This is a genomic window from Paenibacillus chitinolyticus (assembly GCF_045038035.1).
Lineage (GTDB): Bacteria > Bacillota > Bacilli > Paenibacillales > NBRC-103111 > Paenibacillus_F > Paenibacillus_F chitinolyticus_A.
The window spans coordinates 4,458,391-4,479,213 of sequence record NZ_CP173427.1; the positions used below are offsets into that span (position 1 = coordinate 4,458,391).

At 54.8% G+C, this 20,823-nt stretch carries 16 protein-coding genes; 7 read left to right on the forward strand and 9 right to left on the reverse strand.

Annotated elements, in window-relative coordinates:
- The first annotated feature begins 346 nt into the window (after positions 1–346).
- The 3 genes from ACI48J_RS20110 to cydS are packed head-to-tail and all read left to right on the forward strand — an operon-like array spanning position 347 to position 2,866.
- Positions 347–1,702, forward strand: a complete 1,356-nt coding sequence (locus tag ACI48J_RS20110; protein ID WP_405079972.1) for a cytochrome ubiquinol oxidase subunit I — start codon at positions 347–349, stop codon at positions 1,700–1,702.
- Positions 1,699–2,724, forward strand: coding sequence for a cytochrome d ubiquinol oxidase subunit II (locus tag ACI48J_RS20115; protein ID WP_326054388.1), 1,026 nt, complete (start codon positions 1,699–1,701; stop codon positions 2,722–2,724). The genes ACI48J_RS20110 and ACI48J_RS20115 overlap by 4 nt, the downstream gene beginning before the upstream one ends.
- A gap of 7 nt (positions 2,725–2,731) precedes the next feature.
- Entirely contained in the window at positions 2,732–2,866 is a 135-nt protein-coding gene (gene cydS / locus ACI48J_RS20120) for a cytochrome bd oxidase small subunit CydS (RefSeq protein WP_326054390.1), read from the forward strand.
- Positions 2,867–3,413: 547 nt separating this feature from the next.
- Here the strand turns inward: cydS and ACI48J_RS20125 are convergent.
- Positions 3,414–4,502 carry a Gfo/Idh/MocA family oxidoreductase gene (locus ACI48J_RS20125; protein ID WP_326054391.1) on the reverse strand — a complete coding sequence of 363 codons (1,089 nt, stop codon included), beginning with the start codon at positions 4,500–4,502 and terminating at the stop codon, positions 3,414–3,416.
- Positions 4,503–4,708: 206 nt separating this feature from the next.
- On the opposite strand from ACI48J_RS20125, the gene ACI48J_RS20130 reads away from it, so the two are divergent.
- Entirely contained in the window at positions 4,709–5,578 is an 870-nt protein-coding gene (locus tag ACI48J_RS20130; protein WP_326054392.1) for an AraC family transcriptional regulator, read from the forward strand.
- 474 nt (positions 5,579–6,052) lie between these two features.
- Here ACI48J_RS20130 and ACI48J_RS20135 read toward each other — a convergent pair whose 3' ends face one another.
- From ACI48J_RS20135 to ACI48J_RS20145, 3 genes are all read right to left on the reverse strand, one after another.
- A complete protein-coding gene (locus ACI48J_RS20135) occupies positions 6,053–6,772 on the reverse strand; it encodes a response regulator transcription factor (protein ID WP_009676698.1) in 720 nt (239 codons plus the stop codon).
- A gap of 126 nt (positions 6,773–6,898) precedes the next feature.
- On the reverse strand, positions 6,899–8,698 hold the full coding sequence (gene pnpS, locus ACI48J_RS20140; RefSeq protein WP_326054393.1) for a two-component system histidine kinase PnpS: 1,800 nt from the start codon (positions 8,696–8,698) through the stop codon (positions 6,899–6,901).
- A gap of 322 nt (positions 8,699–9,020) precedes the next feature.
- On the reverse strand, positions 9,021–10,598 hold the full coding sequence (locus ACI48J_RS20145) for a fumarate hydratase (protein ID WP_405079974.1): 1,578 nt from the start codon (positions 10,596–10,598) through the stop codon (positions 9,021–9,023).
- Positions 10,599–10,750: 152 nt separating this feature from the next.
- On the opposite strand from ACI48J_RS20145, the gene ACI48J_RS20150 reads away from it, so the two are divergent.
- Both ACI48J_RS20150 and yfbR read left to right on the forward strand, forming a co-directional pair.
- The gene (locus ACI48J_RS20150) at positions 10,751–11,932 is read left to right on the forward strand and encodes a polysaccharide deacetylase family protein (protein WP_405079975.1); all 1,182 of its coding nucleotides are present in this window, start codon (positions 10,751–10,753) and stop codon (positions 11,930–11,932) included.
- A gap of 1 nt (position 11,933) precedes the next feature.
- Positions 11,934–12,515 carry a 5'-deoxynucleotidase gene (gene yfbR / locus ACI48J_RS20155; protein WP_218229292.1) on the forward strand — a complete coding sequence of 194 codons (582 nt, stop codon included), beginning with the start codon at positions 11,934–11,936 and terminating at the stop codon, positions 12,513–12,515.
- Between the two features lie 173 nt (positions 12,516–12,688).
- Here yfbR and ACI48J_RS20160 read toward each other — a convergent pair whose 3' ends face one another.
- From ACI48J_RS20160 to citZ, 4 genes are all read right to left on the reverse strand, one after another.
- Positions 12,689–13,102: a hypothetical protein gene (locus tag ACI48J_RS20160; RefSeq protein WP_405079976.1), complete on the reverse strand. Its 414-nt coding sequence runs from the start codon at positions 13,100–13,102 to the stop codon at positions 12,689–12,691.
- Positions 13,103–13,212: 110 nt separating this feature from the next.
- The gene (gene mdh / locus ACI48J_RS20165; protein WP_326054400.1) at positions 13,213–14,157 is read right to left on the reverse strand and encodes a malate dehydrogenase; all 945 of its coding nucleotides are present in this window, start codon (positions 14,155–14,157) and stop codon (positions 13,213–13,215) included.
- A gap of 157 nt (positions 14,158–14,314) precedes the next feature.
- A complete protein-coding gene (gene icd / locus ACI48J_RS20170; RefSeq protein WP_218229289.1) occupies positions 14,315–15,613 on the reverse strand; it encodes an NADP-dependent isocitrate dehydrogenase in 1,299 nt (432 codons plus the stop codon).
- 148 nt (positions 15,614–15,761) lie between these two features.
- Entirely contained in the window at positions 15,762–16,874 is a 1,113-nt protein-coding gene (citZ, locus tag ACI48J_RS20175) for a citrate synthase (protein ID WP_326054402.1), read from the reverse strand.
- A 275-nt stretch (positions 16,875–17,149) separates the two neighbouring features.
- Between citZ and ACI48J_RS20180 the strand changes: the two genes are divergently transcribed.
- Positions 17,150–18,685, forward strand: a complete 1,536-nt coding sequence (locus ACI48J_RS20180) for a Ppx/GppA family phosphatase (protein ID WP_326054403.1) — start codon at positions 17,150–17,152, stop codon at positions 18,683–18,685.
- Here ACI48J_RS20180 and ppk1 read toward each other — a convergent pair.
- Positions 18,645–20,750, reverse strand: a complete 2,106-nt coding sequence (ppk1, locus tag ACI48J_RS20185) for a polyphosphate kinase 1 (protein WP_405079978.1) — start codon at positions 20,748–20,750, stop codon at positions 18,645–18,647. The two genes, ACI48J_RS20180 and ppk1, sit on opposite strands and share 41 nt — an antisense overlap.
- Positions 20,751–20,823: the final 73 nt, after the last annotated feature.

Here is a 20,823-nt window from a genome sequence, read left to right on the forward strand (position 1 = left end):
TTTCCCGTGCTTCCGGACGGTGCTTCTTCTTTTTGTCACCCGTCAACATTTCGTCAACCTTTCTTCACCTTTTACTCACAGATATTGTGAAAATAATCACAGCTAAATGTGTAAGATAAACATAGAAGGATTTGGGTTAAGTAATCTAGGGTCTCCTTCTACAATCATTTCACGGGGCGGTGAAAGCATGAAACCGTTTAAACGTCAGGAGAAACGGCTGATGATTCTCATGTTCATCGTGGCGGCCGTTATGCTGCTTTCCTTTCTGCGCAGGTTGTTTGCATGAGCGTTTGCCTTAGCCTGCATGTAACCGAAACAAGAACATTCCAGGGGGAGTTGGTACACCGTGTTTCATTATGATCCTGTGCTGTACAGCCGAATACTCACCGAAGTCACGCTCGCGTTCCATATTATTTTTGCCACTATCGGTGTCGGCGTACCGGTAATGATCGCTCTGGCCGAATGGACGGGCATCCGCAAGAACGACCGGTACTACACACTTCTGGCCCGCCGCTGGGCGCGGGGCTTCGTCATCACCGTCGCCATCGGCGTCGTGACCGGAACGGCTATCGGTCTGCAGCTGAGCCTGCTGTGGCCGAGCTTTATGGAAATCGCCGGGCAGGCTATCGCGCTGCCCCTGTTTATGGAGACGTTCGCGTTCTTCGTCGAAGCGATTTTCCTCGGTATTTATTTGTATACCTGGGACCGGTTCAAGCCGAAGCGGCATCTGATGCTGCTCATCCCGGTCGCCATCGGATCTTCCGCCTCGGCCTTTTTCATTACGACCGTGAACGCGTTTATGAACACGCCGCAAGGCTTTACGTTTGAAAACGGCAAAATCACGAACGTGGACCCGATTGCGGCCATGTTCAACCCGGCGACGCCAACGAAAGTTTCCCACGTCCTCGCATCGGCTTACATGACGTGCGCGTTCATTCTCGCGGCCATAGCGGCCTTCTCGCTTCTGCGCCGCAAAGGAGACCGGCTTTACGCCAAGAAGGCACTCAAGCTTACGATATCCGCAGGCCTCGTGTTCGCGCTGGCAACGGCAGCGATCGGCGACCTCTCGGGCAAGTTCCTGGCGGCTTATCAGCCCGAGAAACTGGCTGCGGCCGAATGGCATTTCGAGACGCAGACCAAAGCTCCACTGGTATTCGGCGGAATTTTGACAGAAGACAAAGAAATCAAATACGGGCTGAAAATCCCGTACGCCCTGAGCATCCTTGCCGGCAGCAATCCCGGCTTTGAAGTCAAAGGGCTGGATCAGATTCCCGATGAACTGGAGCCTCCGCTCTATGTGCACTACTTCTTCGACGGCATGGTCACCATCGGGATGTTCACCATCGTCATCGCGGCTCTCTATCTGTGGCTCAGCCGCGGCAAGCGCGCCTCGAAGCCGGTTCCGCGCTGGCTGCTACGGGTGATCGTCGCCTGCGGACCGCTCTCCATGCTCGGCATCTGGCTCGGCTGGTTCTACGCCGAGGTGGGCCGGCAGCCGTGGATTCTCCGCGGCTACATGAAAGTGGCCGAAGCCGCCACGACGTCGGCCCATGTGGACACGATGCTGCTCCTGTTCTGTCTGCTGTATCTCGTCCTGGGGCTGACCGCGATTAAAGTGCTGTCCAAGCTGTTCAAAAACAACGACGTTGCGGATGAATTGATCGCATTCGGCGTTTTCGAGAAAAGGGGGCCCCTGGAATGAATCTGGAACTGCTCGGCATTACCGTTCTGTGGGTGTTTCTGTTCGGCTACCTGATCGTGGCTTCCATTGACTTCGGAGCCGGTTTTTTCAGCTACTATTCCGTCGTTACGGGCAGCAAAAATATCACGCACCGCATCATCGAGCGCTATCTTTCTCCCGTCTGGGAAGTCACCAATGTGTTTCTTGTCTTCTTCTACATCGGCCTGGTCGGATTTTTTCCGGAAACCGCCCGCTATTACGGCACGGCCCTGCTTGTCCCGGGGTCCCTGGCGCTCATTCTTCTCGCTTTGCGGGGTTCCTACTATGCGTTCAGCACGTACGGGTCCAAAGACAACCGGTGGTACATGCTGATCTACGGAGCTACCGGGCTGCTGATCCCCGCCGCTTTATCGACCGTGCTGGCCATTTCGGAAGGCGGCTTGATCGTGGAAACCGCCGGCCAAATCACGCTGGACTGGAGCGCTCTCCTGGGCAGCGTCTATACCTGGTCGGTCGTGCTGCTCGCTATCGTCAGCGTGCTGTACATCTCCGCCATGTTCCTGGCCTACTATGCGCATAAAGCGAAGGACAAGGCCGCTTTTGAAATCGTACGCGGGTATGCGCTTTTCTGGAGCGCTCCGACCATCCTGGCCAGCGTACTCGTTTTTTTCGCGATCTCCCGGCATAACCCCGAACATTTCACAAAAATGCTCGATCTAGCCTGGATGTTCGTCGTCTCGTTCCTCTGCTTCCTGATTGCCGTCTACGCCGTCTGGAAAAAAAGACATTTAGGCCTCGGCTTCACCTTCGTCCTGCTTCAGTTCGCCTTTGCATTTTTCGGATACGGGGCCTCCCATTTGCCTTACATTCTGTATCCGTACATCACGATTCATGAAAATTTCACCAATCCCGCCATGGGCACGGCGCTTATTATCGCTTTTATCGCCGGCCTGCTGATCCTCATCCCTTCGCTTGTTCTGCTGATGAGACTCTTCCTGTTTGATGCCAGCTATGTTCAAGGAAACCGGGATAAGAAAGGATGAAGACGCCGTGGAACATTTTATGATCATGTATGCGCCTCCGATTGTCGTTGCGGTCTCGCTGCTCTTCTTGTTTCTGTGGGCGCCCCGCGCCAAAGATGTCACGGACGAGCCGGAAGGCGATCGCCCGCAGCGTATGCGCTGAACCTTCTCTGCTTTAACATGCTGATCAGCCGACCCCTTCTTATCACTCGCGAAAAGAAAGGCGATTCCCGTAAGAGAATCGCCTTTTTATTTTTACCTGCCGCTTACATGGTGATAATTCGCAGAAAACGATCATAAACTAGTATGTAAGAATAGATTACCGGAAGGAGGTGCCGACCATATGTACTACGAAGAAGATCGCGAACCGTTTGAAGACGATGCAGCCGACGAGAAGGAAGAATAAGTAACCCTCGTGCGGACCCCATGAATGCGACACCCCGTTTCTTCTGTCCACTCTCTCCTGTTTGATTGTGCAACACCGCGCCTTTCTGTATCGATATCCGCATGTCTCCAAATCAATTGGCCTGCGGGGAATGATTCCTCCAACGATGACTCAGCAATCCCGCCTTCTCATATCCTTCCAAACGGCAAAAAAGCCCGTTCTCCGCTAACGGAAACGAGCTTATTTTTGTTGGACACCTTAAGAAAAAGTACGCCCCGTAAACGAGGCGTACTTTTTTGTTTTAAGCAGACTGCGTCCGCTATTCCTACTCTTCGTTCAGGTAAACCGCTTTGCCGGTTTTCGCCGATTCGTAGATGGCTTCGAGAATCTCCGATACGACAAGCGCCTGTTCCGGCGTGACGACCGGATCTTTGTCGTTCTCGATCGCGTCGATCCACATGCGCATTTCCAAATCGGGCGCGTTCTCGGAAGCACCCTCGTAGAAGGCTACGCCGCCGCTGGAAAGCTCGATATTCTGCGTGTACAGGCGGCTGTTCTTCTCGCCGTTAATGCGCAGGCCGTCCTTCATGTCGGCTCCGCCCTCGGTTCCGCTCAGCGTACATTTCGCTTCGTCGACTTCAAGGGTGTTCAGCGCCCAGCTCGATTCAAGAATGATAGTCGCGCCGTTTTCCATCGTGATCATGCCGAAAGCGGAATCTTCAACCGTGAACTTAGCCGGGTCCCAAGGGCCCCAGGCATTCGCCGCATTCGCCCGGTGAGACAGCTTGTGGTACGAGGTTCCGAGCACAACCTTCGGTTTGTAGTTGTCCATCATCCATAAAGTCAGGTCGAGCGCGTGAGTCCCGATATCGATCAGCGGACCTCCGCCCTGCTTTTCTTCATCCAGGAATACGCCCCAAGTCGGAACGGCCCGGCGGCGGATAGCGTGTGCTTTGGCGAAGTAAACTTCCCCAAGCTCGCCGTCTTCGCAAAGCTTTTTCAAATACTGGGAATCGGAGCGGAAACGGTTGTTATACCCGATCGTCAGTTTCTTGCCGGTCCGTTTGGCGGCGTCCACCATGCGGCGGGCGTCTACGGACGTTTTAGCCATCGGCTTTTCGCACATAACATGTTTGCCGGCTTCCAGCGCATCGATGGTAATGTCCGCGTGAGAATCGTTCGGTGTGCAGACATGAACTATATCAAGGGAGGAATCTTTCAGCAGTTCACGGTAATCTTGGTAAACGCAAGCATCGCCAGAACCGTATTGTTCCTTGGCTTTTTCCGCCCGTTCGATGACAATATCGCAGAAAGCGACCAATTCAACGTTAGGCAGTTTCGCCAGACTCGGCAGGTGTTTGCCGTTTGCAATCCCTCCGCATCCGATAATTCCGATCCGGTACTTTTGTGACATTGCAGTTCCTCCTTCAAATGGGTACACATGGGTATGTAACTAACAATCAGACAGGATGGCGGCAAAATGTACGCGCGTTCTAAAATTTAGCGGCTTCCCCTGCCTGCTCGATCGTACTACAATAAAGTATAGAAGATACCTCGCCAAAATAAAATCACAGATATGGCGATACTTATATGCGATTTTGTCATTCGGGGGCAGAGCTGGTGGAAATCTATAACGAACAGATTAATTATGAAAACCCTTTTTTGTCCATGCGGGTCTTTCAAGCCCGTCGTGACGACGAGCGGACGAGTCCGTGGCATTACCACAAAGAAGTCGAAATGCTCGCCATTGTCGAGGGAGAACTCGACGTTTACCTTGAAAATGAAAGAGTGAGCCTGAAAGCCGGAGACGTTGTCCTTATCGGTTCCTCCGAGCTCCACCGGGACCGTTCGTCGGCAGACACCACACTCGTCTACTATGTGTTCCAGTTCGACCTGGAGCATTACTTTGACGAAAGCGGGATCGCTTATTTGCGTTATTTTTCGGAAACCCAGTCCGCGCTTAGCAAGCTGAATTATATTTTCAGGGAAAATCCCGTTATCCGCGACGAGGTATTTGCGTGCATCCGCAATATTTACACCGAATACGCCGGCAAAAAAGTCGGCTATGAAATCGCCATCTCCATCCTCGTGAAACAGATCGTGCTCTCTCTGCTCCGCAGCGATGAGAAGCGCCTGCTCGATTACGGCAATAGCGCCGATCTGATCCGGCTGAAGCCGGTTTTCGAGTACATCGACCGGAATATCGACGGCAAGGTTTACGTGGACGAAGCCAGCAAAGCGGCCAACATTTCCTACTATTATTTTGTGAAATATTTCAAAAAAGTACTCGGCATTTCTTTCCTCGATTACGTGAATTTCAAAAAAATCAAAAAAGCCGAGAAAATCCTGCTGACTCAGGATATCAGCGTCGCCCAGGTCGGCGAACAGATCGGCATGCCGAACATGGCTCATTTTTACAAAACCTTTAAAAAGATCAATCACTGCTCGCCCCATGAGTTCCGCAAAAAAATGCTGGAGTGGAACCGGTAAGGGCGGATACGGGCTTTCGCCGTAGAGGCCTTGCGCAGCGCCGTGTCTGAATGGATGCATGCCTGTGTGCCACCTCCCGGCTGCGTACGCGAAATCGCATGTACTCCGGCGCTGCAGCGGCCTTGCGCGCCGTGTCGGATGGTATCCCATGTCTGTTCGCCACCTCCCGGCTGCATACGCGAAATCGCGCGCACTCCGGCGCAGCAGAGCCCTTGCGCGCCGTGTCCGGATCGGCGCGCTGCCGGTCCGCGTCCCTCCGGGCTTCGCCGCGCGCGAAGCGGCACCGCCGCCCTATGGCGCCGCAGACAAACCGAAGAAAAGGCAGGCCCCACAGGGACCTGCCTTTTCTTCTTGCTGCGCCGCCGCGCGGAACAGCCCCGGCAACAGCCCGGGGCTTTCCGTATCGGCCGCGCCATCGCATCGCTCGCGCGGCGCGATCTCAAGACCGTCGGCATTTAGCCGCGCCGGTCCCGTCTACACCTTGCGGCCCTGGTGGGCAACGAGCTTGTAACCCACGCCGCGGATGGATTCGATCTGAACCGACTGCTGGTTCATCTCCAGCTTCTTGCGAAGCGAGCTTACATGAACGTCCACCGTCCGCTGGCCTCCGATATAATCGAAGCCCCAGACGATGTTCATCAGGTCATCCCGCGTAATCACGACCCCGGGGCGCTGCACGAGATAAAGCAGCACCTCGAACTCCTTCGGGCGCAGCGGGATGGATTCTTCCCCGAGATAGACTTCGTACTTCTCGGGGAAGATTTGCAGATCGCCGACCGCAATCACCTTGTCGGTCGATTTCTTGCCTTCGCCGCCGGGCTCGTCCGCCTGCGTGCGGCGCAGAACCGCCGCCACCCGCGCCAGAAGCTCGGCGACGCCGAACGGCTTCGTAATGTAGTCGTCCGCGCCGTGCTTCAGTCCCTGCACGACTTCTTCCTCGGCATTACGGGCCGTCAGAATCACCACCGGCGTCGCATTGCCCTTCTGCCGCAGTTTGGACAGCACCTCGAATCCGTTGAGCCCCGGAAGCATAATGTCCAGAATGATCAGATCGTACGGCTGCTGCATAGCCGCCTGCAGACCGTCTCCCCCGTGATCCACGACCTTCGTTTCGTAGCCTTCTTGAGTCAAATTATAAGAGAGCAGCCTCGCTAACGTCGGCTCGTCCTCGATAACCAAAATTTTTTGTGACATCGTGTCCCCCACGCTTGAACGTCTTATATTGCTATCTTAAGTTTATCATAGCAGTGGAATGTAAATCGAATGTAAATAAAATATTAACGCCGCGTAAACTTGTCCAAAAACGAAACTCCGCCGCCGTTACGGATGAATCACCGGAAGCTCGATAATAAATTCCGTGCCGTAGCCGACCTCGCTCTCGACCCGGATCGTTCCGTGATGCATCTCAACCAGATGCTTTACAATCGACAGACCGAGACCCGTTCCGCCTGAACTGCGGGAGCGCGCTTTGTCCACCCGGTAAAATCTTTCGAAAATCCGCGGAAGATCTTTTTTAGGAATTCCGATTCCCGTGTCTTTAATGGATATCCGGATCCGCTCTTCCTCTCCTTCGGTTCCAGATCCCGCGAGTTCGGCCGCGACCGAGACCCGGCCGCCTTCCGGCGTGTAGCTGATTCCGTTCGCCATCAGATTGATCAGAATCTGCCTCAGACGGTCTTCATCCGCTTCCAGGAACAGCGCTTCATCCACATCCATGCTGAGCGCGATCTTCTTCTTGTCCGCCTCCGCTTCCATCATGTGAAGCGATTTTTGAATAATGCTTTGGAGATGAGTCGGCGACAGCTGCAGAGGAATGCGCTTCGATTCGATTTTCGACAGCTCCAGAATATCCCCGACCAGCCGGTTGAGCCGCTCGCTTTCATCGAAAATAATTTGCAGAAACGATCTCGCCGTTTCCTTGTCATCCAGCGCCCCGGCCAACAGCGTTTCGGAAAAGCCCTTCACCGCGGCAATCGGCGTTTTCAGCTCATGGGAAACGTTCGCGACAAATTCGCTGCGCATCCGTTCCAGCCGGCGCATCGCCGTAATATCATGCAGAACGACGAGCGCGCCCGACCACTCTCCATCCGCTTGCGAGATGGGACTCAAGTTGATTTCCAGAATCCGTTCCGACGGGTAATAGAAAATGATTTCCTCGCGGATATGCTCGTTCGTTTCGATGCATTCCTGAATGAGCCGCGTCAGCTCGAACTGCTGCTTCGCTTCGTCGTACTTTTTTCCGTACAATTCATTGGAAGAGAAACCGAGAATATCTTCGGCCGAACGGTTGACGAGCACGATTCTCTGGTCGCGGTCTACCATCAGAATACCGCTTCCCATATTCTCGAGCACGCCTTTGAGGCGGCCTTCGTTCTCCAGAATCCGGTTCATCTGCATATGCAGACTGTCCGCCATCCGGTTGATAGCCTGACCCAACTGGCCCACTTCGTCCAAGCTTTTCGTCTCCACACGCGCTTTATAGTTGCGGTTGGTAATCTGCTTCGCCACATTCGTTATGTTCTCGATCGGCCGGGTCAGCCCTTTGGCAATCCGGTAGCTGGTCGCACCCGCAATAAGGAACAGGATACCCAGACCGATAAGAAGGAACAGCCATAAATGGCGGATCGTATTCTCCACCTGCTCGAGGCTCATGGCCAGACGCAGATAACCCGTTTTCTCTCCGCCCGCTGTCTGTACCGGGATAGCCGCATACAGCATGTTGCGTTTAAGCGTGTCGCTGTACCGGATCGCGTACCCGACGCCTTCCCGGCTTGCCTGCTGAATTTCGCTGCGGCCCGCGTGGTTGTCCAGCGATTCGGGATTTTCATCCGAATCTCCCAGCACCTTGCCGTCTTCCCGGATATACGTCACACGGGCATCCGTAAATTCCTTCAGCCGCTTCGTCTGGGAAGTATAGTACGGTACAAGGAAAGCCGAATCCCCGGCCTTGTTCCAGTCGCCGGTCATTTCGATGACGCGAAGTTCGCGCACCAGATTGGCTTCCAGCTCTTTAATATGTGAATCTTCCAGCAGCTTTGCCATGAAAATACCGGCGATCAGCATCGAAACTCCGATCATCAGCATAAGAATCAGCGTCAAGCGGGCTCTGAATTTGAGCATAAGTTTACCTTCACTCCAAACATGAGGTCATATAACGGTTTTCTTCAGGAGATCAATCCTTAGTGTACGCTTCCCCCGCACGTAAAAAAAGTAAAGATTATGTAAAGAAATGCCGGAGGACCCGCAGTAAAAGCATGCAAAAAAACCGGAGGCTCCCCGCCTCCGGCCCGGCGGGCAGAAGGCTTCCACCCGCGAAACAAGTCCGTTTATGAATGTCGTAAACTCACGAACAAATAGGAGCAATTCTCGCGTACCATTCACCCGATTCGTTCGCTTTCGGGAACGAACCGGCATTGCTTGCTTGCCCGCCCCATGGATAAACTTAGGCGAAAACGGGCTCCTTGAACTGCTCCAGCTTTTGCAGCGAATTTTTCTCTACATCCGCATGAAGACTGTTTCCGTGAGAATCCATCGTTACGATGGCCGCAAAACCCTCGGTCTGCAGATGCCACATGGCTTCCGGAATCCCGAATTCCATAAAGTCCACACCTTCGACTTTCTTGAAGCATCTTGCATAGTATTGCGCGGCTCCGCCAATCGCATTCAGATACACACCGCCATGCTCCTTCAAGGCAGCCAGCGTTTTGGGGCCCATACCGCCCTTGCCGATGACGGCGCGGATACCGAACTTCTTAATAATATCCCCTTGATACGGCTCCTCGCGGATACTCGTGGTAGGACCTGCCGCTCTCACGGTCCAGTTGCCCGCTTGGTCTTGACTCATAACCGGTCCGCAGTGGTAAATGGCGGCACCGTTCAGATCGACCGGTGAATCGTGATCCATCAAATATTTATGAAGCGCATCGCGGCCTGTATGCATCATCCCGTTGATGATGACCACGTCGCCGACTTTCAGCTGGCGAATCTGCTCTTCGCTGATCGGGGTTTGCAGAACGATCTCACGACGCTCGCCACCGGCATCAGGTGCAGCCGCTACGGCCTCGGGCTGCGAAGCTTCCGCCGCCGCTACCGGCTGAGCCGTCTCGTTCATCGGCTGATCGGAACCGCGCTCGTACACCCAATCCTGGATTTCGCCGGTTTGGGCGTTCAGGACAACCCCTTGGCGGCGGTAGGCCCAGCAGTTATATGCAACCGAAACGAAGAAGCTTGCAGGGAGACGGTTCATAACACCGATCTTGCAGCCGAGCAGCGTAACTTGGCCGCCGAAACCCATCGTGCCGATGCCGAGTTTATTGGCGTTCTCCATCACGTAATCTTCCAGCTTGCGGAGATCTTCGTTCGGATTCACATCGTCCAGGGAACGGAACAGCTGATGCTTGGCCAGCTCGTAGCCGGTCGTTCGGTCGCCCCCGATGCCGACTCCGATCACACCCGCGCTGCAGCCTTGACCCTGCGCCTGATACACGGAATGCATGACGCATTTGCGGATTCCGTCCAGATCACGTCCCGCTTTGCCCAGGCCGGGGATTTCCGCGGGAAGGCTGTACTGGATGTTTTTGTTCTCGCAGCCGCCGCCTTTCAGAATGAGCTTGACTTCGATATCGCCGCGTTCCCACTGCTCGAAATGAATGACCGGGGTGCCGGGACCCAGGTTGTCGCCCGTGTTGGCGCCTGTCAGGGAATCGACCGAATTCGTCCGTAATTTGCTGTCTTTGGTCGCTTGAGCCACGGCTTCACGGATTTGACGCTTCATCGTGATTTGGTCAGCTCCGACCGGACAGTGTATAATAAACGTAGGCATTCCCGTATCCTGGCAAATCGGTGATACGTTCGTTTCCGCCATTTCGATGTTTTGCGCGATGGTGCTTAACGAAAGCGCCGCACGAGTACCCTTATCCTCCAGGGACTGGGCATTGCGGATCGCCCGGCGGACGTCGGCCGGAAGGTTAGTGGACGTTTCCACAATCAAATCATATACACTTTGTAGAAAATGCTGCATGGTGTTAGTCTCCTCTCCTCTTGTCGCATCAGAACAACCGTAAGACCGTGATTTCTGTGGTAGTCACCGCTATTCTTACTATGCTTTAATTATAACACACCGTTCACGCCGCTTGTTACCACGGAAATATGATACAAGGAGCATGGCCATTCATGTACAAAAGACTTCTGAGCGCGCTGCTGCTTGCCGTCTTCGGGCTGAGCGCGCTGCTGATACCGACCGGTGCCGACCGGTACAAACTGTGGTACAGGGATCAGGTAGCCGTACTGATGTACCACCACATCCATGATCAGGACACAAGCAGCAGCACCATTACAAGCAAACTGTTCCGCGATCAGATGAACTATTTGCTCGCCAAAGGCTATCATTTTATTACACTTCAGGAGTTCAAACAGTATCTGGCGGGTGCGAGCGTCCCGGATAATGCCGTTCTCGTCACTTTCGACGATGGTTATGAGAGCGTGTATTCGCACGCCTATCCCGTATTGAAGGAACTGAAAATTCCCGCCGTCAACTTCATCATTACCGAAACGCTGGCCGATCCCAAAGCGACCATGATCCCGTCCATGTCCAAGGAAGAACTGACCCGGATGTCGCACGAGACGAATTTTATCGAAAATCAGTGCCACACCAACGCTTCCCACCGGAAGCTGGACAGCGGGGAAGCCGCCCTCGTCGGCCGCGAAACGGTAAACGGCGTCCAGGAAACGGACGAGCAGTACCGCAGCCGGATTTATAACGATGCCGCAGCCTGCGCGTCTAACCTGTCTCCGCTGCAGGAGCTCCCCGTCGATACGGTTGCCTATCCCTACGGCATCATCGCCGACGAAGGCGCGGAGATGTACGGCAAAGCCGGCTTCCGCTACGGCTTTACGATCATCCCGCAGATGGCGACCCGCGATGCCGACCGGATGCACATTCCGCGGATCAATGCGGGAAGCCCGTGGATCACGCCGGAACGGCTGCATACCACACTCAAACGGCGGGCCGTCGCCCAGCCTCAGACGTCCGGCTCCGTCCTTCTGTCCGATGCCGTCGACCGTCTGGGAGGTACCGTTACCGACGACGGGCAGTCGGTGACGATCCGCTCGGACGACCGCGTCTTTTCGGGTTCGGTGGGCAGCCGCCGGTTCAAAACCGCTGACTCCGTCGTGGAACTGTCCGAACCCGTGCGCCGCGAGCACGGCGAGCTGGTCATCAGCCTGTCCGATCTCCAGCGGCTGCTCGGGCGCGAAGTAACTTACAACCGCTCGACCGGCCAGATTTATTGGCGGCAGGAACCCCGAATCCTGACGTCACAAGACAGTAAGAGTCATCAGGGAGGAACTCCGTAAGATGGACCATCATTTTTTCGCCTACTTGTACCGGATGCGCTACATAGAAAGATGGAGCCTGATGCGGAGCACGGTGCGGGAGAACGTGGCGGAACATTCCTTCCACGTCTCTCTTCTCACCCACGTGCTCTGCACCATCGGCAACGAAGTGTTCGGCCGAAGCTGGCCGACAGACCGCGTCGTATCCATGGCGTTGTTCCATGATGCGACGGAAGTCATCACCGGCGATATTCCTACGCCGGTGAAGCATCACAACCCGCACATTCTGCGGAATTTCCGCGAGCTGGAGCAGCTGGCGGCCGATAAGCTCGTCCAGATGATCCCGGACGAGCTCCGGCATGCTTACGAACCGCTTATACTCGGCCCGGCGGACCCCGAGCTTGCGCGGATTGTCAAAGCCGCCGATCTGCTGGATGCCTACCTCAAATGCACCGCAGAGCTGTCGGCGGGCAACCGGGAGTTCGGCACCGCCAAGAAGCAGATCGAGCAGTCCATCACGGAGCTGAACATGCCGGAAGTCGAGTACTTCCTGACGCGTCTCGCTCCGAGCTTGGAGAAAACCCTAGACGAGCTGTCCGATTAGTTAGCCGGACAGCTCGTCTTTTTGCGCCCCGGCGCGGGTAACGGATCATCGGCGAGCGGCCTGGTCCGATGCTCAGCCAACCGCCGCCTTCCAGGACAGCCCGCTCAGCGATTGCGAATACATCGCTGCGGCCTATGCGCCGTTTGACGTAAGGAAGCTTTGCAAACTTCGTCTCACAAAATCTGCGGGAACTTCTTCAGCACCAGAAGCAGTACAAAAGCCAGCCCCGCGGCCGCGCTGTACCAGAAAGCCTGGCGCATCGCTTCGGCCCGCCCGTTGATGACGCGTCGGAGGGCCACGCCGAGCATGCCTCCGGCAGCGCCGACCACGATAAACAGCGTTATGACTGCTGTCATCCAGGCTGTAGAGTAGGTACCCAGGCTGAGCAGGTATCCGCCTGTCGCAAGCTGCGCAAGCAGAATATACTGGCCGATCCGGTTCAGGTGCCGGATCAGTCGGAGCTGCCCCAGCTTGGCGTCCTCCGTCTGCTTCAGGCTGGAATGCAGCAGAAGCGGAAACAGCAGATAGAAGCCCAGCGTAATAGCTCCTGTCACGTGCAAAAACAATAGAGTTTGCAGAAAAAGCACAATAAGCCCCATCCTTCCGGGATTCCACCCGCTTGAACCCGGGCAGAAGAAAAGAGCCGGATCGGCTCTTTTCTTGAATGTTCGGGTTATATGCGCTAACCGGGCTTAAATTAAGCGCCTGTTACGACTTTAATTACGTTGCGAACGGAGTCCGCGGATTTGTCCAGCGCCGTTTTCTCTTCACCAGTGAGTTCCAGCTCGAATACTTTCTCGATGCCGCCCGCTCCCAGCAGGGTCGGTACGCCCATGAACAAGTTCTCGTAGCCGTACTCGCCTTGGAGGAGAGCGATAGCCGGAATAATGCGTTTTTTGTCTTTCAGGATAGCTTCGGCCATTTGAACCAGAGAAGCTGCAGGAGCGTAGTATGCGCTGCCGTTGCCGAGCAGGTTTACGATTTCGCCGCCGCCCGTACGTGTACGCTGTACGATCGCCTCGATGCGCTCCGAAGGGATCAGCTTCTCGATCGGAATACCGCCTACGTTGGAGTAACGAACGAGCGGAACCATATCGTCGCCGTGGCCGCCAAGCACGAAGCCGCGAACGTCTTCTACGGATACGTTCAGTTCTTGCGCGATAAACGTGCAGTAACGGGCAGTATCCAGAACGCCGGATTGGCCGATTACGCGGTTTTTCTCAAAACCGAGTGTTTCGTAGGCCACGTAAGTCATGGCATCAACCGGGTTGCTCAAGATAATAACGATGGAATCCGGGCAGTGTGTTTTCACGTTTTCGCAAACGGATCTTACGATTCCCGCATTGGTATTCACGAGGTCGTCACGGCTCATTCCCGGTTTGCGGGCGATGCCTGCCGTAATGATCACGATATCGGAGCCGGCAGCATCTTCGTAAGAAGAAGTGCCTACGATGTTGCTGTCAAACCCTTGGACCGGGCTAGCTTCCATCATATCCAGCGCTTTACCTTTTGTCGGATTTTCCAGCTGCGGAATATCGACGAGGACGACGTCACCCAGTTCTTTTTGAGCCAGCATGAGAGCCGTTGTCGCTCCTGTGAAACCTGCACCTACAACCGTAATTTTGTTGCGACGGATAGCCATTTTTAGTTACCTCCTGATCATTGTCGCACGCTTTGGACAAGCGGGCATGGTTTTTAGGAAAATGTAAAAACAGCCTTACCTTTGTTGTTCCGGCAAATAAGCCGGAACATGAAGGAATAGCCGGGCAAGCCCGGCTGGTCCTTTTATTCGTAAACAATTAACCCATGTGCTTGATGATTTCGTCGCCGAACTCGGAGCACTTGATTTTAGTCGCGCCGTCCATCAGACGTGCGAAGTCATAAGTAACGGTTTTAGCGTCGATTGCGGACTCGATGCCTTTATAGATCAGGTCGGCCGCTTCCTGCCAGCCCAGATGCTCAAGCATCATAACGCCGGACAGAATGACGGAACCCGGGTTAACCACGTCAAGTCCGGCATACTTCGGAGCCGTACCGTGAGTGGCTTCGAAAATAGCGTGGCCTGTCATGTAGTTAATGTTCGCTCCAGGTGCGATACCGATACCGCCGACTTGTGCCGCCAGAGCGTCGGACAGGTAGTCGCCGTTCAGGTTCAGCGTTGCGATAACTTCAAAATCGGTCGGACGAGTCAGAACCTGCTGCAGGGCGATGTCGGCAATCGCGTCTTTCACGACGATTTTGCCGGCTTCTTCGGCTTCTTTTTGAGCCTGATTAGCAGCGTCGGTACCTTTCTCTTCTTTGATTCTGTCGTATTCCGTCCATGTGAATACTTTATCTCCGAACTCTTTCTCGGCAAGCGCGTAACCCCAGTTTTTGAAAGCACCTTCGGTGAATTTCATGATGTTGCCTTTGTGAACGAGGGTAACGCTCTTGCGGCCGTGTTTGATTGCATATTCGATAGCGGCGCGGATTAGACGCTCGGAACCTTCTTTGGAAACCGGCTTGATGCCGATACCGGAAGTTTCAGGGAAACGGATTTTGTTCGCGCCCATTTCGTTTTGAAGGAACTCGATAACTTTTTTCACTTCTGCGGAACCTTCTTGATACTCGATACCCGCATAGATGTCTTCCGTGTTTTCGCGGAAAATAACCATGTCAACCAGTTCAGGGTGTTTTACCGGGGAAGGCACACCGTTGAAGTAGCGAACAGGACGCAGGCAAGTGTACAGATCGAGTTCTTGGCGAAGCGCCACGTTCAGGGAACGGATACCGCCGCCTACCGGTGTAGTCAGAGGTCCTTTGATGGCTACGATGTACTCGCGGATAGCTTCGAGCGTATCGTTCGGCAGCCAGCTGTTGTAGGTGTTGAACGCTTTTTCGCCGGCAAATACTTCGTACCATGCGATTTTCTTCTCGCCTTTGTAGGCTTTCTCGACAGCAGCGTCAAGAACGCGCTGGGAAGCTGCCCAGATATCGGGACCTGTGCCGTCACCTTCGATGAACGGGATGATCGGGTTGTTCGGTACGTTCAGCTTACCGTTTTCAATCGTAATCGCTTGTCCTTCGGTAGGCAGTGCATAATTTTCAAATTTCGGCATGTTAATATCCTCCTAATCGATTATAAGATCATAGTCGCGCACCCGGTTTAATCTCGGGCGCACGCAAAGAGAAAGCCGGATGGTCCGGGCGGGGGATGGCTCAGCCATTGCTCCCGCTGCCGCCCGTCTACGTTGCCGGCTTGCTGGATTAACGTTCTTCGATCGGAATGTACTTCTGATTCGTAGGGCCCGTGTACTCGGCACGAGGACGGATCAGACGGTTGTTGTCGTATTGCTCCAAAATGTGAGCAGTCCAGCCGGATGCGCGGCTGATGGCGAAAATCGGCGTGAACAGATCACGAGGGATTTTCAAGGACGTATAAACGGAAGCGGAGTAGAAGTCAACGTTCGGCTTCAAACCTTTCAGGCTCGTTACAAGCTCGTCGATTTGAATGGACATTTGGTACCACTTGCCGAGACCCGTCGATTCCGTCAGCTGCCGGGACATCTTCTGCAGATGCTTCGCGCGCGGATCGCCGTTCTTGTAAACGCGGTGTCCGAAGCCCATGATCTTCTCTTTGTTTTCAAGCTTCTTGTTGATGTAAGGAACGACGTTATCCACTTCGCCGATATCCTCGAGCATCGCCATTACGGCTTCGTTCGCGCCGCCGTGCAGAGGCCCTTTGAGGGTGCCGATTGCGGAAGTGATGCCGGAGTAGATGTCCGTCAGCGTCGCCACGGTTACGCGTGCCGCGAACGTGGAAGCGTTGAGCTCATGGTCGGCATGAAGCACAAGCGCCTTATCCAAAGCTGTGATAGCGGTTTCATCCGGCTCTTCTCCAGTAAGCATGTAGAGGAAGTTTGCAGCCAGGGACGGGTATCCTTTGGAAGCAAGAGGCTCTTTGCCTTCACGGATGCGGGCGAAAGCCGCTATAATCGTCGGAATTTGAGCTTGAAGCTTGATTGCCTTGCGAACGTTGGATTCGCGGCTCATCTCGTTAGCTTCTTTATCGTACAAAGCAAGAGCGGATACAGCCGTACGGAGCGCTGCCATCGCGTTTGTATCGGAAGGATACAATTTAATTTGTTCAAGAACCTGATCCGGAATGGAAGAACTCGCATTTAAATCGCTGCGGAGCTGGTCCAACTCGGCCTGGTTGGGCAATTTGCCGAACCAGAGCAGGTAAATGACTTCTTCAAAGGAGGCATTCTCAGCCAAATCATCGATATCTAATCCGCGATAAGTTAACACACCGTCCACGATGGAGCTGATCGACGATGTTGTCGCAACAATACCTTCCAAGCCTTTGGTAGCTGTCATGGAAACCTCTCCTTATTTCACTGGATTGACAAAAACTGCGGTAGCTTTCTTACTAATAATAAAGGATTTTGACCATTATGTGAAACAAAAGCCCATAAAACTTCATTATCAGTACAATAAATAAACTTTCTTGCACCATTCGTGCACATTCGCCCGGTTTGTGGTCTATACTCGGTATTGGTACAATAGGAACCAGAGCAGTAAGCAAAATCGGCCATTCATTCATCATACCATATTATTCACAAATTTTCTCGTAAATAGGAGCCCGAACGCATATGAACAGCAGCCGCTACGCCATTATCGACATCGGATCGAACTCGGTCCGTCTGGTCATTTACGAAGTGACGCCTCCGGGCGCCTACCGGATTCTGCATGAAACGAAAGAGACGGCCCGGCTGTCCGAGCGCATCGGCGAAGACGGAGCGATGACTCACGACGGCATCTTGTCCGTCGTGCCGCTGCTGCGCCGTTTCAAACGGATTTGCGGCGCCTATTCCGTCGATTCGGTGAAGGCCGCCGCTACGGCCGCTATCCGCAATGCCGCGAACGCCGATGATATCGCGCGGGAGCTTGCGGAGCGTTCCGGCATCGTCATCGACATCCTCTCCGGCGAAGAAGAAGCCCGTCTCGGGTTTCAAGGCGTGGTCAGCACGCTTGACGTCCGGGACGGGTTTATCGTGGATATCGGCGGCGGAAGCACCGAGATCACCCTCTTCCTGGACCGCAAACGGGTGAACAGCGTTTCCTTCCCGTTCGGCGCCGTGACGGCTGCCCGCGAATACACTCCGGGCGGAATCGTCCGGCCGGAACGGATCGAGGCGCTCAAGGCGCTCGTCCGGGACACGATCGACGATCACCCCTGGATCCGGGAGCATGCGCGGCTGCCCCTGATCAGCCTGGGCGGAGCCGGGCGGGCGCTGGCGAAGCTTAACCAGAAGCGCGTCGATTACCCGCTCCCGGTGATGCACAACTACGAGCTGGAGGAAAACGACCTCCAGAGCTACATGGACCTTCTCCCGTCCCTTCCCGTGGAGAAACGCAAAAAGCTCGACGGCCTGTCCAAGGGACGCGCCGATATTATTGTTGCCGGAGTCGTCCTCCTTCACTCCGTTTACCGGCAGACGGCCGCTTCACGGATTATCGTGAGCAGTGCGGGGCTCCGCGACGGCCTCTTCTACGAGACGGCCATGCCGGATCGGCTGCCCATCACCGATGTGCTGGAATTCAGCGTGGAAAACATGCTGAAGCTGCATACGCCTCTGCCACACGATCATCTCCGCCGCGCAGCCGCCCATGCGGCAGCCTTGTACGATGTGCTGGCGGATAGCGAGCCCGAGCTGCAGCCGCGCCACCGTTCGCTTCTTCACGCCGCAGCGCTGCTGCAGCGGATAGGCTATACGGTGAGCAGTTACCAGCACTGGCGCCATACGTTCCACCTCATCACGGAATCCCGCATCGACGGGCTTACCCATCGGGAGATCGTGCTTTGCGCCCTGATCGCCACCTTCAAAAACAAAAACCGGACCCGTCAGCAGGCGCTTCCTTACGCAAGCGTGCTGGACAGGTCCGATGAAGACATCGCGGCCAAGCTCGGCTCTCTTCTCCGCCTGGCCACCTCCCTGGATTACGGCGAGAACGGGAACGTCGCCGAACTGGACGTGCGTTTCGTTCCGGGCGAGCTGCACCTGCATCTGCTCTGCAAAGAGCGGGACCCGTCGGAAATCGGAACGATCGAAGAAACCGCGGAGGAGACCGGAAAATACTGGTCCTTTACCGCGTATATTCACGCTTCCGCACTTTCCACCGATTAATATTCATGGCATCGAACTGGCTTCTCACCTTAGGCCCGTTTTCAGCCGCCCGGATATAATTTCCGCCGGGCTGCAGGAAACGGGCTTTTACATTGTCCCGCAGACACAACTCAAGCAGATTGATCACACTCTGCTGCAGCTCCTCATCTCTGACGGGGCACATGAGTTCAATCCGCCGCGTCAAGTTGCGGGTCATCCAGTCGGCGCTCGACAAATAGACGTCGGGACTGCCTCCGTTCTCGAACCAGTACAGTCTCGAATGTTCCAGAAAACGGTCGACGATACTCCGTACGGTGATGTTTTCGCTTAGATCCGCAACGCCGGGACGAAGGACACAGACCCCTCTTACGATGAGATCGATCTTCACGCCCGCCTGCGAAGCCTCGTAGAGAGCGTCCACCACTTCCTGGTTCGAGAGCGAGTTCATCTTGGCCACGATACGGGCCGGCTTGCCGGCAAGCGCGTGGCGTCCTTCTCGCTCGATAAGCTCGATGAGCCGGGTCTTCATGTCCGCGGGGGCGACGATAAACGCCTGCCAGTCATGAGGCGACGAATAGCCGGTCATTTCGTTGAACAAGGCCGAGGCGTCTTCGCCGATCACCTGGTGGCTCGTAAACAAACCCACATCCGTGTACAGCTTGGCCGTGTTGTCGTTGTAATTGCCGGTTCCGACATGGACGTATCTCCGGAGGCTTTCCTGCTCCTGCCGGACGACCAGCGTGATTTTGGCATGGGTCTTGAGTCCGACCAGACCATACACGACGTGGCATCCCGACTTTTCCAGCTTCCTGGCCCAGGCGATATTCCGCTCCTCGTCAAAACGGGCTTTAAGCTCGACGACGACCGTCACCTGTTTGCCCGATTCGGCCGCTCTGGCCAGCGCCCCGATGAGCGGAGAATTGCCGCTTACGCGATACAGCGTCATTTTGATGGCAAGCACAAAGGGATCGTCGGACGCCTGCAAAATAAAATCCGCCACCGTATCGAAGCACTCGTACGGATGATAAAGAAGCACATCCCGCTCCCGGATCACCTCGAAAAAGTCGTCCGTATGCTCAAACTCTTCGGCGTAAACCTGTTCCAGGGCGGGGTAGTACAAATGCGCGCGCCCGCCGACCAGCTGAGGCAGCTTGATCAGATAGGTCAAATCGATCGGGCCGTCGATTTCGAAACAGCCTTCTCCGATTTCAAACTCGTCCCGCAATAGCTCCAGGGCATACGGATGGATTCCTTTCTCCACCTCGAGCCGGACGGGCGCCCCCCATCTGCGCTGCTTGAGCTCCTTCTCGATCTCTTCCAGAAGATCCTCCGCGCCTTCCTCGTTCAGCGTCAGGTCCGCATTGCGCGTAAGCCGGAAGCCGTTGACGGCGATGGGCTTGTACCCGCTGAACAAAGACTCGATATGATGCTTGATCAGCTCTTCCATCCGGATAAATTCCAGCTTCTTGCTGTTGGTGCGCACGGGCACCCGGACAAGCCTGCCCAGATTATGCGGAACTCTCACAATGGCAAAATACGTGCGGAGATCCGTCGGCACACAGCTTTCCAGAACGACGGCCAAATAATTGGACTGCGTATGTACCAGCGGAAAAGGACGGCTCTGGTCCACGGCCATCGGCGTCAGTACGGGAAAAACGATTTCATGGAAATAGGTGTCCATTTCCTTCTGCTGAGTGCTGTTGAGTTCATCGTAGGAAGGGAAAAAAATTCCTTCTCGGGCCAGTTGGCGCGTCAAATCGCGAAAGGCTTTATACTGGTCCGCCACCATGCGGTTCGCTCTCTTCAGCAGGCGCTTGAGCAGACCCGACGGCGTATAGCCGGTAAAATCTTTTTTATGATAGCCGGCTTTCATCTGATCCAGAATTCCCGCTACCCTTACACTCATAAACTCATCCAGATTGCTGGATGCGATGGACAGAAATTTTGCCCTTTCCAGCAGCGGAGCCGTCGGGTCCTGGGCTTCTTCCAGCACGCGGCGGTTAAACTCGATCCAGCTCAAATCACGGTTTACATACTTATAGCAATCGTTGCTTTTAACACCTTCCGGCTTTTGATTGTTTTCCACGAAACCCCAGCTCCCACATATTTGCAATTTCTATTCTATACTTCTATTGTACAAGGGTTGTTCGGGGGGCATG

Bases quoted from the DNA above. Each gene is read 5' to 3' on its own strand.
- ACI48J_RS20115 (WP_326054388.1), top strand. From the start codon at position 1,699: ATGAATCTGGAACTGCTCGGCATTACCGTTCTGTGGGTGTTTCTGTTC.
- ACI48J_RS20125 (WP_326054391.1), bottom strand. From the start codon at position 4,502: ATGTCACAAAAGTACCGGATCGGAATTATCGGATGCGGAGGGATTGCA.
- ACI48J_RS20135 (WP_009676698.1), bottom strand. From the start codon at position 6,772: ATGTCACAAAAAATTTTGGTTATCGAGGACGAGCCGACGTTAGCGAGG.
- pnpS (WP_326054393.1), bottom strand. From the start codon at position 8,698: ATGCTCAAATTCAGAGCCCGCTTGACGCTGATTCTTATGCTGATGATC.
- ACI48J_RS20145 (WP_405079974.1), bottom strand. From the start codon at position 10,598: ATGCAGCATTTTCTACAAAGTGTATATGATTTGATTGTGGAAACGTCC.
- ACI48J_RS20150 (WP_405079975.1), top strand. From the start codon at position 10,751: ATGTACAAAAGACTTCTGAGCGCGCTGCTGCTTGCCGTCTTCGGGCTG.
- yfbR (WP_218229292.1), top strand. From the start codon at position 11,934: ATGGACCATCATTTTTTCGCCTACTTGTACCGGATGCGCTACATAGAA.
- mdh (WP_326054400.1), bottom strand. From the start codon at position 14,157: ATGGCTATCCGTCGCAACAAAATTACGGTTGTAGGTGCAGGTTTCACA.
- icd (WP_218229289.1), bottom strand. From the start codon at position 15,613: ATGCCGAAATTTGAAAATTATGCACTGCCTACCGAAGGACAAGCGATT.
- citZ (WP_326054402.1), bottom strand. From the start codon at position 16,874: ATGACAGCTACCAAAGGCTTGGAAGGTATTGTTGCGACAACATCGTCG.
- ACI48J_RS20180 (WP_326054403.1), top strand. From the start codon at position 17,150: ATGAACAGCAGCCGCTACGCCATTATCGACATCGGATCGAACTCGGTC.